Here is a 16,997-nt window from a genome sequence, read left to right on the forward strand (position 1 = left end):
GGCTCAGCTCAGCCAGCGTTTGCGACGGCGATAAGACCGCACGTCGCGAAAGCTCTTGCGCCCGTCATCGCCGACGCCCAGGTAAAACTCCTTCACATCCGGGTTTTCGCGCAGATCGGCGGCGGGTCCATCCATCACCACGCGCCCGCTTTCCAGAATATAGCCGTAATGCGCAAATCTGAGCGCGACATTGGTGTTCTGCTCGGCGAGCAGAAAGCTCACGCCCTCTTTCTCGTTCAGGTCTTTCACGATCCCGAAAATCTCTTCGACAAGCTGCGGGGCCAGCCCCATGCTGGGCTCGTCCAGCAGGATCGTCTCAGGCTTGGACATCAATGCCCGGCCAATCGCCGTCATCTGCTGCTCTCCGCCGGATGTGTAGCCCGCCTGGCTCTTGCGCCGCTCTTTCAGGCGCGGGAAATAGGTATAGACCTTTTCAAGATCCGCATCTATCGCGGCGCGCCCGTCCTTGCGGGTATAGGACCCGGTCAACAGGTTCTCTTCCACCGTAAGATGCTCAAAGCAATGGCGGCCTTCCATCACCTGGATAACGCCCCGCTCCACCAGATCGGAGGGGTTCAGATCCTGCACCCGCTCTCCGCGATAGTGGATCGAGCCCTTGGTCACCTCGCCGCGTTCAGAATGCAGGAGGTTGGAGATCGCCTTCAGCGTGGTGGTCTTGCCCGCGCCGTTGCCGCCCAGCAATGCGGTAATGCCCCCCTTTGGCACGTTCAGCGATACCCCTTTCAACACCAGGATCACATGGTTGTAGATGACCTCGATATTGTTGACTTCCAGAAGCGTCTCCGCCCCATCGAGTTCCGGGGCTTTCCCGTCTCCATGCAACTCGGTGTCCAGCATCGCGTGGCTCTCCCACTCAAAGCTGCGGAAAACCGCGGCTTCCTTTTCCAAATACGCAAAATCCCGGCGGCAGCGGCTGCGCCGCCGCCGGGCTCTCTCAGATCAGCTTTCGTTGCAGCGCAGCTCGATGTTGTTTTCCGCTGCAAATGCGGCGCTGTCCTCGGCGACCAGCGGGTCGGTCACGCTGTCGTCGGGGGCGATGAAATCGGTCAGCGTCACCCACTCGCCGGCTTCCGCATTCCACTGCTGCATCCGCGCCATGCCGGATCCGCCATGATCTTCGCAGGTCACTGTGAACTCCGGCCCGATACCCGGCATGCCCAACTCTTCCATCCGCGCGTTGGTCATCACCAGTGCTTCCATCCCATCCCGCATCATCGCGGCGTCGATATCTGCGACCCCGTGGATTTCCTGCGCGGTACGGGCCGCTTCGGCTGCCAGCATCGCGGCATACATCCCACGGGTATAAAGCACCGATCCCAGATTGGTGCCATCGCCGGCCGCCAGGCCCGCATCGATCACATGCTCCTGGATTTCGTCGAAGACCGGCAGATCGCCCAAAACATTCATGTTCAGCGCGCGGTAGCCGTTTGCGTCCATGCCTGCGGGCTCAACATCATGCTCGGCCCCGGCCCACCAGTTGCCGATGAAATTCTCCATCGGGAAACGGATATTGGCGGCCTCCTGAATCGCGACCTGGTTCATCACGCCCCAGCCCCACATGATCACGTAATCCGGGCGCTCGCGGCGGATGGTCAGCCACTGGTTGCCCTGCTCCTGACCGGGGTGATCCACCGCCAGCTGGCTCAACTCGAAACCATGCATCTCGGACAATGTTTCCAGCGTGCGGATCGGCTCCCGGCCATAAGCCGAATTGTGGTAGAGAAGCGTGATGGTCTTGCCTTCCAGCGACCCGCCGTTTTCCTCCAGCAACTGGTTGATGATCACCGATGCCGCATCCCAGTAGTTCGCGGGATAGTTGAACACGTGGCTGAACACGGTACCGTTCGAGGCCGAGGTCCGGCCGTAGCCCATAGTGTGAAGCGGGATGCCATCCGCGGTCGCGCGGGGGATCAGCTGATAAGTGATGCCGGTGGACAGCGGCTGATAGACAAGTGCGCCCTCGCCCTTGGTGCTCTCGTAGCATTCCACGCCACGCTCGGTGTTATAGGCGGTCTCGCATTCCACCACGCGCGTCATCACACCACCGATACCGCCATCGCGCTGGTTCAGCAGCGTCATGTAGTCCTGATACCCGTCCGAAAACGGAATACCGCCCGCGGCATAGGGGCCGGTCCGGTAGCTGAGATCGGGGAACACAAGGTCCGCCAGTGCGGGCCCTGCGGCCATCACCGTGGCGACGGCAAGGGTTGCTAATGTCTTCATCGGGTATCCTCCCATTTGGTTGATCTTTGTTGGATGCCGGGGTTGTGCCCGGTCGTATGGTTCAAGGCCGCGCCCTAATGCGGGAAGGGCCAAAGTCGCAGTTTTTCCTTGGCCAGCGCCCAGAGGCGGGCCAGCCCGTGCGGTTCGACGATCAGGAAGATCATGATCATCGCGCCGACGATCACGAATTCGAAATGCGTGGCAAGGGCGGTGTCCCAGCCCATCCCGTCGGTCAGGATGTTTCTCAGCAGCACCGGCAGCAGCACCATGAAGGCCGCACCCGCGAAGGCGCCGAAGATGCTGCCCAGCCCCCCGATGATGATCATGAAGAGAACCAGGAACGACTTGGTGATGCCATAGGCTTCGCCCACCTCGACAGCGCCCAGATAGACGGTGAAGAGAAGCGCGCCGGAAATACCCACGTAGAAGCTCGACACCGCAAAAGCGGTCAGCTTGGCCTTCAGCGGGTTCACCCCGATGATCTCGGCAGCGATATCCATATCCCGGATCGCCATCCACTGCCGCCCGATCGATCCGCGCGTGAGATTCCGGGCGATCCATGCAAGCACGAAGACGAAGGCCAGGCAGAACAGGTATTTCACCCAGCTCTCTGCGTTCGGACCCGTAACGGCCATGCCGAACATCGTGCGTTCCGGCGCGTTGATCTGGCCGGAAGCGGAATAGTTGTAGAACCAAGGCACCTTGTTGAAGAGCCAGACAAGGAAGAACTGCGCCGCCAGCGTCGCCACGGCCAGATAGAACCCCTTGATCCTCAGGCTAGGCAGGCCGAACATCACGCCCACGATTGCGGTCATGAAACCCGACAGAAGGGTGATCGTGACCATATCCAGCCCGGGAAACGCCGTCATCAGCTTGTAGGAAGTGTAGGCCCCCACCGCCATGAACCCGCCCGTGCCAAGCGACACCTGCCCGCAATACCCGGTCAGGATGTTCAGGCCGATCGCCGCGATCGCATAGATCAGGAAGGGCAACAGGATCGCATTTGCCCAGTAATCGTTGATCACGAAGGGCACGATCCCGATCGCCATGAACAGGACGAAATAGTACCGGTATCGGTCGAAGGCGATCGGGAAAGTCTGGTTGTCCTTTGCGTAGGTGGTCTTGAAGTCACCGGCTTCACGATAAAACATCAGGCACCCTCCCGAACCATTAACACCCGCCCGATCAGCCCGATCACAAGGCCGACCGGTGTCAGGATCGCGGGCCAGATTGTGAGATCGCGCTGCCCGAACACCTCAGCGGCCAGAAACAGTCCGGAAAACCAGAAGATCGCAAAGCCTACCGTGGTCACGATGGCCCATATCTTCTTGGCCTGTGTTCCCCCCTTGACGAAGGCGGGTCTGCCTACATTGGCAAAGGGATTAGGCGGATCCGGCTGATTGTCGATCATACTCTCTGCTCCCTGCTTGCCATGGCATCACTGGCAGAGGCCGCGCCTAGCGGATGCGGCGCTCGGGCCTGCCGGCCGCCGGATGCAGCCGGCCACTCATCGGTCTGAAAGGCGGCGCAGCCCGCGCTCCCGCCGGATCGATCTGCCATAGTCACACCCTCTCGATGATTTTTTCGCCGAACAGGCCCTGCGGTCGGAACACCAGGAAGACCAATGCCAGCACATAGGCAAACCAGTTTTCCGTCGCGCCGCCGATCAGCGGACCGATGGAGAACTCGAAAAGCGCCTCGCCCACTCCGATGATCAGCCCCCCTACAATCGCACCCGGGATCGAGGTGAACCCGCCCAGCATCAGCACCGGCAGCGCCTTCAGCGCAATCAGCGACAGCGAGAACTGCACCCCCGATTTGGAGCCCCACATGATCCCCGCCACCAGCGCCACGATGCCCGCCAGCGACCAGACGAGGATCCAGACATAGTTGAGCGAGATACCCACGCTCAGCGCGGCCTGATGGTCATCGGCCACCGCGCGCATGGCGCGGCCGTTCTTGGTGTATTGCGCATAGGCGATCAGGCCTGCCACCAGCACCGCGGCGATGCCGGTTGCCCAAAGATCCAGATTGTCGATGAAAAACCCATAGCCGAAAATCTCGAACGTCACCTGATCGATAGTGTCGTTGATCCCCTGCGGCAGGCCGACATCCAGATTGCGGATCTCCGAGCCCCACATCAGATCGCTCACCCCTTCGAGGAAATAGGCAAGCCCGATCGTCGCCATGAACAGAATGATCGGCTCCTGCCCCACCAGATGTCTGAAGATGAACTTCTGAACGAACAGCGCGAAGCCAATCATCACCAGGACGGTCAGCAGAATGGCCAGCAAGGCCGGCACCTCCCATCCGAAATAGTGAATGTCGGTTCCCAGAACTTCATTGATGATATGGGCAAACGGCACCCGTCCGTCCTGAATGCCGACCAGAGTCATCGCCGCGAAGAGCGCCATCACCCCTTGCGCGTAGTTGAAGATGCCGGACGCCTTGAAGATCAGCACGAAGCCAAGCGCCACAAGCGAATACATCACCCCGGTCATAAGGCCGTTCAGCGTGACCTCCATCGCAAAAACGAGTTGTTCAGGCATCATGTCCCCCTGGGATCGAGATAATCGAGCGCACGGATGATCGCTGCGCGGCGATCCGTGGCAATCGTCGTGGCGAGAAAAGCGCGAGCGACCGAAATCCTGAGGAAGTTCGGCGTTCCGTGTGCGGCCCCCGATCAGTCATGCGCGACCCCCAGATAGGCATCAATCACGTCGGGGTTGTTGCGCACCTCGTCGGGTGTGCCGTCGCCGATCTTCTTGCCGTAATCCATCACCACCACACGGTCGGACAGGTCCATGACCACGCCCATATCATGCTCGATCAGCGCGATGGTCGTGCCGAACTCGTCATTCACGTCAAGAATGAAGCGGGACATATCCTCCTTCTCCTCGACATTCATGCCCGCCATCGGCTCGTCCAGCAGCAGGATGCTGGGCTCCGCAACAAGCGCTCGCGCCAGTTCGACCCGTTTCTTGAGCCCGTAAGGCAGCCGTCCCACCGGCGTCTTCCGGATATTCTGGATTTCAAGGAAATCGATGACCTCTTCGGCAACGCGCCGGTTCTTCACCTCTTCGCGCTGCGCCTTGCCCCACCAGAGCGCCTGATCGATGAAGCTCGCGGACATGTGGTTCAGACGCCCGGTCATGATATTGTCCAGCACTGTCATTCCGTCGAAAAGCGCGATGTTCTGGAAGGTCCGGGCGATGCCCTGCCGGGCCACCTGAAACGGTTTCATCGCCGGGCGCCGCGCGCCACGATACCACACCTCGCCCTCCTGCGGATGGTAGAACCCCGAAATGACGTTCAGCATCGAGGATTTACCCGCGCCGTTGGGCCCGATGATCGCGCGGATCTCTCCCTCGCGGATATCGAAGGAGATATCCTTGATCGCCACGACCCCGCCAAATCGCAAGGTGATGTTGCGCATCTCCATGACCACACCGCCGATCTTGCGGCCGTCTTCGGTGGTGTAGCCGTCCGGGCTCATCTCGTTCATTTCGCCTTCCCCCGTGTTGCCTGCCCCGAGCGGAAGATCAGCGCTCCGATCAGCCCGTAGATCAGCAAGGCAACGATTGCCCATATCAGATTATCGGCCCACACATGGGGCATGCCGTAAAGCAGCGCGGCCAGCCCGCACACGCCGATCGCGCCGGCCTGTATCGCCGCTGCCCCGCGCCCCACATAGCGCCCGGCCACCCATGAAGCCGCAAAGCCAAGCAGAAAGAAAGAGGCGGCCAGCAAGGTCATTCCGCCGCAACTTTCTTGCGATCGACCTCATCGGCCACCTTGGCATCACGGATGTTCAGCGTCGCCTTGATCTTGCCCTTCCGGCCGTCTTCATATGTCACTTCGGTCTCGGTGTAGACGCTGTCGGACCCGCCATAAAGTGCTGCGATCAGGTCGGCGAACTTCTCCTCGATGATCCGGCGGCGGACCTTCCGGGTGCGGGTCAGTTCGCCGTCATCCGCGTCCAGTTCCTTGTGCAGCACGAGGAAGCGGTGGATCTGGCAGCCAGAGAGCATCTCGTCCTCGGCAACGCTCCGGTTCACCTCTTCGACGTGGCCCTGGATCGTTTCAAGCACCTTTGGGTGCTGTGCAAGCTCCTGATAGGAGGAGTAGGAGATGTTGTTGCGCTCAGCCCAGTTTCCCACCGCCGTCAGGTCGATATTGATGAAAGCGGTGCAATAATCACGGCCCGAGCCGAACACGACCGCCTCCAGGATATTGGGAAAGAACTTCAGCTTGTTCTCGACATATTTCGGCGCGAACAGGCGGCCGTCAGCCATCTTGCCCACATCCTTGGCCCGGTCGATGATCCGCAGATGCCCGGTATCGGGCTCGATGAAACCCGCATCGCCGGTAGCGACCCAGCCCTCGCCATCCTTGGTGGAGGCGGTGCTTTCCGCATTCTTGTAGTATTCGACAAACACCCCGGGCGAGCGATAGTAGACCTCGCCATTATCATCTATGCGAATTTCCACACCCGGTGAGGGAACGCCGACCGTATCGGGGCGCACCTCGTTATCGGGCTGCTGCGTGATGAAAACGCTAGCCTCGGTCTGGCCGTAGAGCTGTTTCAGATTGATCCCCAGAGACCGGTAGAAATCGAAAATCTCCGGACCGATCGCTTCGCCGGCGGTGTAGCCCACGCGGACCCGGCTAAAGCCGAGCGTGTTTTTCAGCGGCCCGTAGACCAGTGTCTCTCCAAGGTTGTATTTCAGCCTGTCCATGAATCCGACAGGTTTGCCATCGAGCAGTTTCGGGCCAACCTTCCTGGCGTGATCCATGAAGTACCGGAACATGCGCTGCTTGGGCTTGCTCGCATCCTCCATCCGGATCATCACATTAGTCAGTTGCGTTTCGAAAACCCGGGGCGGAGCGAAGTAGTAGGTCGGCCCGATCTCCCGCAGATTGGTCATCATCGTCTCGGGGCTTTCGGGGCAGTTCACACAAAAGCCCGTCCACATCGCCTGGCCGATGGAAAAGATAAAGTCTCCCACCCATGCCATGGGCAGATATGCCAGAACCTCATCCCCGGGGCGCAAATCGTCGAACTCGGCGGAGTTCTTGGAAGTCGCGATGATGTTCTTGTTGCTCAGCACCACACCCTTGGGCTTGCCGGTGGTGCCCGACGTGTAGAGCATCACACAGGTGCTGTCCCATCCAAGCTCCGCCTCGCGGGTCGCAAGCTCCTTTTCGAACCGCTCCTGCGCCGCGCGGCCTTCGGCCTGAATGGCCTCCAGCGAATGCAGCTTGGAATGGTCGTATTTACGAAGACCGCGGGCATCCTGATAAATGATATGTTCGATGCAGTGGACGGTGTCCTGGACCTCAATGACCTTGTCGACCTGCTCCTGATCCCCGGCAATCACGAACCGCGCACCGCAATGCTCAAGCACATATGCCATCTCTTCGGCGACCGCGTCCTGATAGAGCGGCACCGGGATAGCGCCGACCTTCTGCGCGGCCACCATCGACCAGTAAAGCGCCGGGCGGTTCTGCCCTATCACCGCGATATAGTCGCCGCGGTCCACACCCAGGGCCAGCAAACCATAGGCGATCGCGTCGATTTCTTCGGCGGCCTCCGCCCAGGTCCAGCTTTGCCAGATCCCGAATTCCTTTTCCCGGTAGGCAGGTTTCGAGCCAAACTGCGCTACGTTCCGCGCCAAGAGTGCCGGAACGGAGGCAGGAATTCCCGCAGCCGCGGTTACGTCAGCCAATTTTCATCCTCCCTTCGCCGGTTTCATCCGGCGCTCACGGATCGCTTATCTGCGCGACTCTCGCTGCAATACCGTGGCACGAAATATGTCGACGTCAACTTTTGCCTGACTTTTTCCCAAACCTAACGAATTGTAACAGCGCCCCGCCGGGCTTGACGACAGGCCCGCCGCAGTGCCAGCGATGGGACAGGGGAGGCGCGAGAGACATGGCGCGAGCCGATATCACGAACCAGATGACCCGCGCGGGCCTGAACCTGATCCAGCAGGCGCTGACCATTTATGACGCCGAACTGAAACTTGCCGTGTGCAATCGCCCGTTTCAGACGATGTTCGGCCTGCCCGCTGATCTGGTGACCCCCGGCGCGCGGTTCGAGGACACGATCCGCTATCTTGTCGGCCACGGCGAATATGGCGATGTGGAGGACCCCGAGCGGTTCGTGCAGGATCGGGTTGAGCAGGCGCGGGCCTTCGTGCCCCATTACATGGAGCGCCAACGCTCCAACGGTCGGACGATCAGCGTCGAAGGCTCACCTCTGCCCGAAGGAGGCTGGGTGACGGTCTATACCGACATCACCGAGATCAAGCGGCAGGAAAAACTTCTGCGCAGCCGGTCAGAGGAGCTTTCGGACCAGCTTCTGACCCATGCGGAACAGCTGGCGCAGACCAACCGGGAACTCGCCGCGACCAATGCGCAGCTTGAAGAGGCGAAGCGCGGGCTTTCCGAGATGGAGGCGCGCATCCGCCTGACCACCGAGATGATGCCGGCACATATCGCCCATGTCGACCGGGATCAGGTCTACACCTACACAAACAGGCGTCTATCCGCGATCCTGCCCGGGCGGGCCAGTGACATCGTAGGCCTGCACATGAAACAGGCGCTTGGCCCGGCCACCACCGCGCGGCTTTCGTCGCATGTGGCCCGGGCGCTGGAGGGGGCGGCGTCAGTGCTGGAGTTCACTGAACCGGAAAGCGGCCGACGCATCCGTACCGCATTCACCCCCGATGAAGGCGCTGGAGGCGAGATCGAGGGCGTGTATCTGCTGTCCACCGATGTCACCGAAGAAGCGCAGGCGCGCGCGGCGCTGAGCCAGACCCACAAGCGCGAGCTGGCCGCGCAGTTGACCAGCGGGCTGGCCCATGATTTCGCCAACCTGCTGACAATCATTCTGGGTCTTCAGGGCCGCCTGGAAAAGCTGCCCCTGCCGCCCGGTGCGGCCGAACTGACAGGCGCAACCAAATCAGCGGCCCGGAGGGGCGGCATGCTGCTGGACAAGATCGCCCGGATGTCCGGCCCGCGGGAAATACACCCGGTGCCCACCGATCTGTCGGAAATGCTGGCCGCGTTTGCCCCGCTGGCGGGCGCGGCATTGCCCGATACGATCACGCTGGCCATTGATGTGGATCTGGACCCGCAGTCGCTGCTGTTGGATGCGGGCTCGTTGCAGGACAGTCTGCTCAACTTGGTGCTGAACGCACGCGATGCGATCGGTCGGGAGGCCGGCGAGATCGCTATCCGGGTCCGTGCCGTGTCGGAAACATGGCTGGAAATCACCGTGCTAGATACCGGGCCGGGCTTCACGGAACAGGCGCTGAAGGCCGCGCTTGATCCGTTTTTCACCACCAAGGGCGAACATGGCTCCGGCCTTGGCCTGTCGATGGTCTATGACCTGACGCAACTGGCCGGCGGAACCGTGAAGCTTTCCAACACGCCCCGCGGCGCCGCGGTCAGCCTCAGGCTGCCCCTGCGCCATGCAAGCGGCGATACCCGCGCCCATCTGGTGCTTCTGGTGGAGGATCAGGCGGAGTTGCGCGCCACGATCCGCGATATGCTGACGGGTCTTGGCCATCAGGTGATCGAGGCCGCAAGCGGCGCGGAAGCGCTCGCCCTCGCCGATCTGCCGGGGCTCGACTGGGTGCTTTCCGATATCAATCTGGAAGGCGACATCACCGGCGTCGACCTGCTGACGCGCATCGCGGATCGTCATCCGCGCCATCGCCTTGCGCTGATGACAGCGCTGCCGCATGGCGACCCGTTGCGGCAGAAGGGCGCGGCGCGCTGGCCGGTTCTGTCGAAGCCGCTGGATCCCGCCGCGCTGACACATCTTTTCCACGCGGAGGCGGTAGCATGACCGCGCTTGTAACCATTCTCGATGACGAGCCGCAGATCCGCACGATGTTGTCGGACGCGCTGAGCGAAGCGGGGTTTCGCACCGCAGCCTACGCCCGAGCGACCGAGTTCGAGGCTGCGCTTCGCAGCGCCACCCCCGATGTCTGCCTTGTCGATCTGGGTCTGCCGGATCGCGACGGGCTGGCCGTCGTCCACAGGCTGGCGCTGGAATCCGGGGCGGCGATCATCATCATTTCGGGCCGGGCGCAGGTACAGGACAGGGTGACCGGGCTGGAACTCGGCGCCGATGACTACATCATCAAACCCTTCGATCCTGCCGAGGTGGTGGCCCGTGTCCGCGCCCGGTTGCGCCAGTCGAAACCACGTGAACACGCAGGCAACACTGCCACCTTCCGCGGATGGACCGCTCATTTCGATCGCTACGTTCTGGTTGACGAAACGGGTGAGGAGATCGGGTTTTCTCACGCGGAAGGCGAGGTGTTACGGCTTTTCCTGGACAGCCCCAAACGCCTGATCTCTCGCCAGCAAATGCAGGAGAGTCTTGGTGGCGCCGCAGGTGAGAGCTTCGACAGGGCGATGGATGTGCGGATCAGCCGGCTGCGCACGAAACTGCGCGAAGACCCGAAAAACCCGCAACTGATCAAAACGATCTACGGTGCGGGCTATATATTTCTGGGCGACGTGAGCTGGACCTGACACGTCGCCCCTCATCCGGTCCCGTGCCGGGTTCCGTTCAACGCTTGGCCCGCGGCCAGGACCGGTACAGGCTCAGTCCAGATGCCGGGTTTCGTCCAGCAGTTCCTGGACTTCTCCGCGCATGCGCACAAGTGCCTCCTTGTCGTGGCCTTCCGGCATCGCGGTAATAGCCTCGTCGAAGGCCTCCAGCACATGGCCCTCGCCATCGCGAATGCTGTCCATGACGTCTTCGTCGATCTCATCAAACAGCGCCCGGATCGATACGACAGCCGTGTTGACACTGGACATAAGGGTGCCACTGACATCCGGCTCTCCACCGCGCGCCGCGATCAGTGCGGCAATCTGGTCGGCATGGGCGTGGTGGGTTCCGTGAAACTTCTGAACCACCGGGCGGAACTCGGGCTCCGCCTTTTCCCGCATCGTGTCATAGCCCGCCTGGGCATCGATCGTTCGGTTCAAGAGCGCCTGCAGCGCCTCGCGTTCGGCCTCGTTATCAGGGCCGCTCAGAGGATCAGGAGAATAGGAGATCGGGTCGGTCATCGGCTCTTTCCTATTTGACAGGTTGCAAGGATCTTGCCGAACGAACGCAATCCGCGCGGCGCGGGTTCCGCCACGGCCCCCGTACCCGGCGGTTTTCAGCCTGCCGCCGTCAGGCGTTCCGAAATCAGGACGGAGCCAGCGCCTCGGCGGCATCGGCCAGAACCCGCAGCCCCAGCACCAGATCCGCCTCCGCCGTATCTTCATCGAAACTGTGGCTGATCCCCCCTATGGAAGGAACGAACAGCATTCCCACCGGCATCAGATGCGACACATTGGAGGCATCGTGAAGCGCGCCCGATGGCATCGTGCGCCATCGTCCCTGTGCGTGTCTGTCAGCCGCAGCCCGCAAGGCGGCCTGAATGCCCTCATCCATCGGCACCGGCGCCAGATCGTTGCGCAGACGCCCGGCATCGATCCTCAGACCTGTTTCCCGTGCGACCTCCGTCAGCACATCTTCGATGATACGCTCCATCCGATCCAGCCGGTCGGTTTCTCCATCACGCCACTGGATTGTGAAAATCGCCCGGCCCGGCACGATGGAGGAGGCATTGGGGTGCAGACGGATATGACCGATCGTCCAGACCGATTGCGGCGTCACGATATTGGTGAACCGCTCGTTCAGCAGCGTTGCAACACGGGCCGCACCCTGAAACGCGTCCCGGCGCATGTGCATCGGCGTCGTGCCGGCGTGGTTCTGTTGGCCGGTGACAGTGATCTGAAGCTGACGAAGCCCGACGATGGAGGTGACAACCCCCACCCCTTCCGCCGAGGCGTCAAGCACCGGCCCCTGTTCGATATGGGCTTCCAGAAATCCGGTGAACCGTCCGGGATCTACGAAATCTTCTTGCATAAGATGTGAAAGGCCATGGCGTGCATCCGCGAAACTCGCTCCGTCGGTATCGGTGTAGCGATCCGCCTCGGCCAATGTGGTGCGCCCGGCCCAGAGATCGCTTCCCGTGAGCGCGCCGAAGCGGCCCTCCTCGTCCTGAAAGCTCACCAGCGAAATCGACGGTCCGCCCGATCCTGCCGCGGTGCGCGCAATCTCCAGACCCGCGATCACGCCGTAGGCGCCGTCCAGCCAGCCGCCCTCGGGCTGGGTATCGGAATGCGACCCGATCAGCAGAGAAGGCCCGTCAGTCAAACCGAACACATTTCCCGCCGGGTCCACGTGAGGGGTCAGTCCGATCTCCCCGATCCGGGCCACAAGCCACTCACGCGCGGCGATATCGGGGCCGGAGAATGCTCGGCGCATCACTCCGGCACCCTCGGCGCCGAAGCTCCGCAGATGGTGAAGGTCAGATAGAAAGCGGTCGGGATCGGGGGACATGGGGCGGCACTTTCGGCAGGTGAATTCCCGGAAGACATGCCAGCCCGATATGCTAAGGTCCAGCGATGGATCTCATGGCGATGATCTTCTACGCGGTTGTCTGCGGCCTGCTCGGTCTGGCCGGGCCACGGCTTGGTGCGCCCCTGCTCCGGCTTGGGATCGGCGCGGGCGTCGGCATCGCCGCGGCGGCGATCCTCCCGGTCATCCGCGAAATGACGGGCCTCTGAGTCATTCCGCCGCCACCTGTTCCCCGGCCGCCTCGACCTTCACCGCGGAGAACTTGAACTCCGGGATCTTGCCATAGGGGTCGAGCGCGGGATTGGTCAGGATGTTGGCGGCCGCCTCCACATAGGCGAACGGCACGAAAACCATGTCGGTGGCCACGGCCCTGTCGGCGCGCGCCATGATCTCGATCGAACCGCGCTTGGTCGTCAGCCGCACCTTTCCACCGGGCTCCACTCCCAGTTTGCGCAAGGTGGAGGGGTGAAGCGAACAATTCGCCTCCGGCTCCACCGCATCCAGCACCGTCGCGCGCCGGGTCATCGACCCTGTATGCCAGTGCTCCAGCTGGCGGCCGGTAATCAGGATCATCGGAAACCGCTCGTCGGGCAGTTCGGCGGGCGGCGTCACCCGGGCCGGCGTGAACTTGGCGCGCCCCGCACGGCGGGGGAAACCGTCGCCGAACACCACGGATTGGCCGGGATCGGTGTTCGAAAGGCTCGGGTAGGTCACCGCGGACTCGGTCTCCAGCCGTTTCCATGTGATGTGATGCAGGCTTCGCATCGACATCTTCATCTCGTCGAATATCTCGCGCGGATCGTCGTAATCCCAGTCAAGCCCGATGCGGTTGGCCAGCGCGACGATGATCTCCCAGTCTTCGCGGGCCTCGCCGGGCGGCTCCACCGCCTTACGCGCCATCTGCACCTGCCGGTTGGTGTTGGTCACGGTCCCGGATTTTTCGGGGAAAGCCGAGGCCGGCAGGATCACGTCGGCGAAATTCGCGGTCTCTGTGACAAAGATATCCTGCACCACAAGGTGATCCAGCGTGGCCAGCGCCTTGCGGGCATGTTCCACATCCGGGTCCGACATCGCCGGGTTCTCGCCCAGGATATACATGCCCTTGATTTCACCGCGATAGACCCGGTCCATGATCTCGACCACGGTCAGGCCGGGTTCGGCGTCGATCTCGGTGCCGCCCCAGATATGGCGAAACAGCTCGCGCACCTCGTGGTCGGTCACCGACTGGTAATCCGGCAGAACCTGCGGGATCAGCCCGGCGTCGGAGGCGCCCTGCACATTGTTCTGGCCGCGCAGCGGATGCAGGCCCGTCCCCGGGCGCCCGATCTGTCCGCAAAGCAGCGCCAGCGAAATCAGGCAGCGGGAATTGTCGGTGCCGTGGATATGCTGGCTGACGCCCATGCCCCAGAAAATCATCGCCCGATCCGCGGCGGCGTAATCGCGGGCCACAGCCCGGATCGTCTCCGCGTCGATTCCGCAAAGCTCGGCCATGCGCTCGGGCGTGAAGGCACGGATATGTTCCCGGAACTCGAAAAAACCCTCGGTGAAGCCTTCAATGTATTGGCGGTCATAGAGTTTTTCCTCGACGATCACATTCATGATCGCGTTCAGAAGTGCGACATCGGTGCCGGGCCGGAACTGAAGCATGTGTCTGGCATGGCGCTTGAGCGCCTGACCGCGCGGATCCATCACGACAAGCGTGCCGCCACGCTTGGTGAACTGCTTGAAGAAAGTCGCTGCGACCGGGTGGTTCTCCGCCGGGTTCGCGCCGATCACGATCGCCAGATCCGCATTGTCGATCTCGTTGAACGTGGCGGTCACCGCGCCGGAACCCACATTCTCCATCAGCGCCGCCACCGAGGACGCGTGGCAAAGCCGGGTGCAGTGGTCCACATTGTTGTGGCCGAAACCCTGGCGGATCAGCTTCTGGAACAGATAGGCCTCCTCGTTGGTGCATTTCGCGCTGCCGAACCCGGCAACGGACTTGCCGCCGTAGAAGGAGCGCAGGTCGGCCAGTCCGTGGGCGGCCTTTTCCAGCGCCTCTTCCCATGTCGCCTCCCGGAAATGGGTCCAGGGGTTGGCCGGGTCGACATTGAGACCCTTTTCCGGCGCATCGGCCCGGCGGATCATCGGCCTGGTGATCCTGTGGGCATGATGGATGTAGTCGAAGCCGAACCGGCCCTTGACGCATAAGCGGCCCTCATTGGCGGGGCCGTTGATGCCCTCAACATATTTGACGCGCCCATCCTTGACCTTAACGGAAACCTGGCATCCCACGCCGCAGAACGGGCAAACGCTTTCGGTTTCGCTGTCGAAATCGGCCCGGTCGCCCACCTGATGCTCATCCACCACCGAGGAGGGCATGAGCGCGCCAGTCGGACAGGCCTGTACGCATTCTCCGCAAGCTACACAGGTGCTTTCACCCATCGGATCGTCGAAATCGAAGACCGGATAGCTGTCATGCCCGCGGCCCGCCATCCCGATCACATCATTGACCTGCACCTCGCGGCAGGCTCGCACGCAAAGACCGCACTGGATACAGGCATCCAGATTGACCGACATCGCAATGTGACTGTCATCCAGAAGCGGGATGCGCTCTTTCTCCAGCGCGGGCAGGCGGCTTTCGGTGACGCCATTGGCCTCGGCCATGTCCCAGAGATGGGCGGATTTGTCATGGGCCATGTCGCGCGGCGGCTGATCGGCCAGCAGCATCTCCATCACCATCTTCCGCGCGGTCGTGGCCCGGCCGGAGGCGGTGCTGACGACCATGCCCTCCGCCGGCTCCCGAATACACGATGCCGCAAGGGTGCGCTCGCCCTCGATCTCCACCATGCACGCGCGGCAATTGCCGTCCGGGCGATAACCGGGTGCGGGCTTGTGGCAGAGATGCGGGATCACCAGTCCACGGCCATTGGCGACCTCCCAGATGGTTTCTCCGGGCCGGGCCTCGACGGCTTCGCCATCCAGCATGAAGCGGATCCTGTCGGTGGTCATGCGCATGTCTCCCTGATCCATGGACACCCTATCGCAGATTTCCGCGACCGACAGTCCCGGATTAGCGACTGCGGCGGGTTCAAATCCGGCATACCCACATCGTGGAAGCCGCGTCGACGAGGTACAGACATCTCCCGATGCGCGATGTCTGGCAACCTCTCTGGCCGGGTCGCCCGGGCACGCAGCTTCCCGCATGCGCGCTTGCCGCCACTCCACGCCGAGCCTAAAACCACCCCGCAAGAGGGAGACCACCAGATGACACATCTTTGGGTCCGCGCCGAGCAGCGACCAAACGAACAGCGCGTCGGCCTGACGCCAGGAGGCGCGAGAGCGTTACTGGACGCAGGCCTCCGCGTGACCGTGGAAGACAGCTCCGTCCGGGCGATCCCGACCGGTCTCTACCGCGACGCAGGCGTCACGATCGCCGCCGAGAACAGCTGGCCCGATGCGCCCGCGGATGCCATCATTTTCGGCCTGAAGGAACTGCCCGAAGACGGAACGCCGTTGCGGCATCGTCATATCATGTTCGGCCACGCCTATAAGGGGCAACCGGCAGGGCAGGCGTTGCTGCGGCGCTTCAGGGCTGGCGGCGGTACGCTCTACGATCTGGAATATCTGGTGGACGACGCGGGGCGGCGGGTGGCCGCCTTTGGCTACTGGGCCGGGTTCGCCGGGGCGGCGGTGGCGCTGAAATGCTGGGTCGCGCAACAGGCCGGCGGCGTTTGCGGGCCGGTCGGGGTTTATACCGACAAGGACACGCTGCTTGACGAGCTGACGTCGGCGCTGCCCCCGGACAGGCGGCCGGACGCCCTGATCATCGGAGCGCTTGGCCGGGTGGGTACGGGTGCGGCCGATTTCTGCGACAGCATGGACATGCAGGTTACCAAATGGGACATGGCCGAAACCGCCTCGGGCGGGCCGTTCCCCGAGGTGCTGGCCCATGACATATTCCTCAACTGCATTCTGGCGCGACCGGGAACACCGGTTTTCGTGCCCGACACCGCCGGAACCGCGGCGCGAAAACTGAGCGTGATTGGCGATATCGCCTGTGATCCAACCTCGGATTTCTCACCCGTGAAAGTCTACAACAGAACAACCGACTGGAACGCGCCCGCCTTGCGGGTTCATGACGATCCGGTACTGGATGTCACCGCAATCGACAATCTGCCCTCGATGCTGCCGCTGGAAAGCTCCGAGGATTACGCGGCGCAATTGCTGCCGTCCCTGACGACATTGACCGACCTGCAAGCGGGCGTGTGGGCGCGCGCGGAGGCGGAGTTCGACCGGCACTGCGCAGATCTCTGATCGCACTACCCGCCGC

Annotated in this window: 15 protein-coding genes; 4 read left to right on the forward strand and 11 right to left on the reverse strand. The window is 62.3% G+C overall.

Going from position 1 to position 16,997, the window contains the following annotated elements:
* Window positions 1-3: 3 nt before the first annotated feature.
* The 8 genes from D9R08_RS06980 to D9R08_RS07015 all read right to left on the reverse strand — a co-directional run bounded on the left by D9R08_RS06980 (window position 4) and on the right by D9R08_RS07015 (window position 7,973).
* Window positions 4-858: an ABC transporter ATP-binding protein gene (locus tag D9R08_RS06980; RefSeq protein ID WP_121897658.1), complete on the reverse strand. Its 855-nt coding sequence runs from the start codon at window positions 856-858 to the stop codon at window positions 4-6.
* A gap of 102 nt (window positions 859-960) precedes the next feature.
* Window positions 961-2,244 (reverse strand): ABC transporter substrate-binding protein, encoded by a 1,284-nt coding sequence (locus D9R08_RS06985; RefSeq protein WP_121897333.1) that lies wholly within the window; start codon window positions 2,242-2,244, stop codon window positions 961-963.
* A 74-nt stretch (window positions 2,245-2,318) separates the two neighbouring features.
* Complete coding sequence (locus D9R08_RS06990; RefSeq protein WP_121897334.1) at window positions 2,319-3,395, reverse strand: branched-chain amino acid ABC transporter permease; 1,077 nt, start codon at window positions 3,393-3,395, stop codon at window positions 2,319-2,321.
* Window positions 3,395-3,655 carry a hypothetical protein gene (locus D9R08_RS06995; protein WP_121897335.1) on the reverse strand — a complete coding sequence of 87 codons (261 nt, stop codon included), beginning with the start codon at window positions 3,653-3,655 and terminating at the stop codon, window positions 3,395-3,397. The genes D9R08_RS06990 and D9R08_RS06995 overlap by 1 nt, the downstream gene beginning before the upstream one ends.
* Window positions 3,656-3,806: 151 nt before the next feature.
* On the reverse strand, window positions 3,807-4,793 hold the full coding sequence (locus tag D9R08_RS07000) for a branched-chain amino acid ABC transporter permease (protein WP_121897659.1): 987 nt from the start codon (window positions 4,791-4,793) through the stop codon (window positions 3,807-3,809).
* A 134-nt stretch (window positions 4,794-4,927) separates the two neighbouring features.
* Entirely contained in the window at window positions 4,928-5,749 is an 822-nt protein-coding gene (locus D9R08_RS07005; RefSeq protein ID WP_121897336.1) for an ABC transporter ATP-binding protein, read from the reverse strand.
* Window positions 5,746-6,000 carry a hypothetical protein gene (locus D9R08_RS07010; protein WP_121897337.1) on the reverse strand — a complete coding sequence of 85 codons (255 nt, stop codon included), beginning with the start codon at window positions 5,998-6,000 and terminating at the stop codon, window positions 5,746-5,748. Before D9R08_RS07010 ends, D9R08_RS07005 begins: the two co-directional genes overlap by 4 nt.
* Complete coding sequence (locus D9R08_RS07015; RefSeq protein ID WP_199709288.1) at window positions 5,997-7,973, reverse strand: AMP-binding protein; 1,977 nt, start codon at window positions 7,971-7,973, stop codon at window positions 5,997-5,999. The genes D9R08_RS07010 and D9R08_RS07015 overlap by 4 nt, the downstream gene beginning before the upstream one ends.
* A 206-nt stretch (window positions 7,974-8,179) precedes the next feature.
* Between D9R08_RS07015 and D9R08_RS07020 the strand changes: the two genes are divergently transcribed.
* Window positions 8,180-10,102, forward strand: coding sequence for a hybrid sensor histidine kinase/response regulator (locus D9R08_RS07020; RefSeq protein WP_121897338.1), 1,923 nt, complete (start codon window positions 8,180-8,182; stop codon window positions 10,100-10,102).
* Window positions 10,099-10,797 carry a response regulator transcription factor gene (locus D9R08_RS07025; RefSeq protein ID WP_121897339.1) on the forward strand — a complete coding sequence of 233 codons (699 nt, stop codon included), beginning with the start codon at window positions 10,099-10,101 and terminating at the stop codon, window positions 10,795-10,797. The genes D9R08_RS07020 and D9R08_RS07025 overlap by 4 nt, the downstream gene beginning before the upstream one ends.
* Window positions 10,798-10,869: 72 nt before the next feature.
* Here the strand turns inward: D9R08_RS07025 and D9R08_RS07030 are convergent, their stop codons facing one another.
* Entirely contained in the window at window positions 10,870-11,337 is a 468-nt protein-coding gene (locus D9R08_RS07030) for a DUF2383 domain-containing protein (protein WP_121897340.1), read from the reverse strand.
* A gap of 124 nt (window positions 11,338-11,461) precedes the next feature.
* Window positions 11,462-12,664 carry a hydantoinase/carbamoylase family amidase gene (locus D9R08_RS07035; RefSeq protein ID WP_121897341.1) on the reverse strand — a complete coding sequence of 401 codons (1,203 nt, stop codon included), beginning with the start codon at window positions 12,662-12,664 and terminating at the stop codon, window positions 11,462-11,464.
* A 65-nt stretch (window positions 12,665-12,729) separates the two neighbouring features.
* On the opposite strand from D9R08_RS07035, the gene D9R08_RS19205 reads away from it, so the two are divergent.
* Complete coding sequence (locus tag D9R08_RS19205; RefSeq protein ID WP_199709290.1) at window positions 12,730-12,891, forward strand: hypothetical protein; 162 nt, start codon at window positions 12,730-12,732, stop codon at window positions 12,889-12,891.
* 1 nt (window position 12,892) lies between these two features.
* Here the strand turns inward: D9R08_RS19205 and fdhF are convergent, their stop codons facing one another.
* Complete coding sequence (gene fdhF, locus D9R08_RS07040) at window positions 12,893-15,676, reverse strand: formate dehydrogenase subunit alpha (protein ID WP_121897661.1); 2,784 nt, start codon at window positions 15,674-15,676, stop codon at window positions 12,893-12,895.
* Window positions 15,677-15,931: 255 nt separating this feature from the next.
* Between fdhF and D9R08_RS07045 the strand changes: the two genes are divergently transcribed.
* Window positions 15,932-16,981 (forward strand): saccharopine dehydrogenase, encoded by a 1,050-nt coding sequence (locus D9R08_RS07045; protein WP_121897342.1) that lies wholly within the window; start codon window positions 15,932-15,934, stop codon window positions 16,979-16,981.
* The last annotated feature ends 16 nt before the right edge of the window (window positions 16,982-16,997 follow it).

The organism is Rhodophyticola porphyridii (assembly GCF_003688285.1).
Classification (GTDB): domain Bacteria; phylum Pseudomonadota; class Alphaproteobacteria; order Rhodobacterales; family Rhodobacteraceae; genus Rhodophyticola; species Rhodophyticola porphyridii.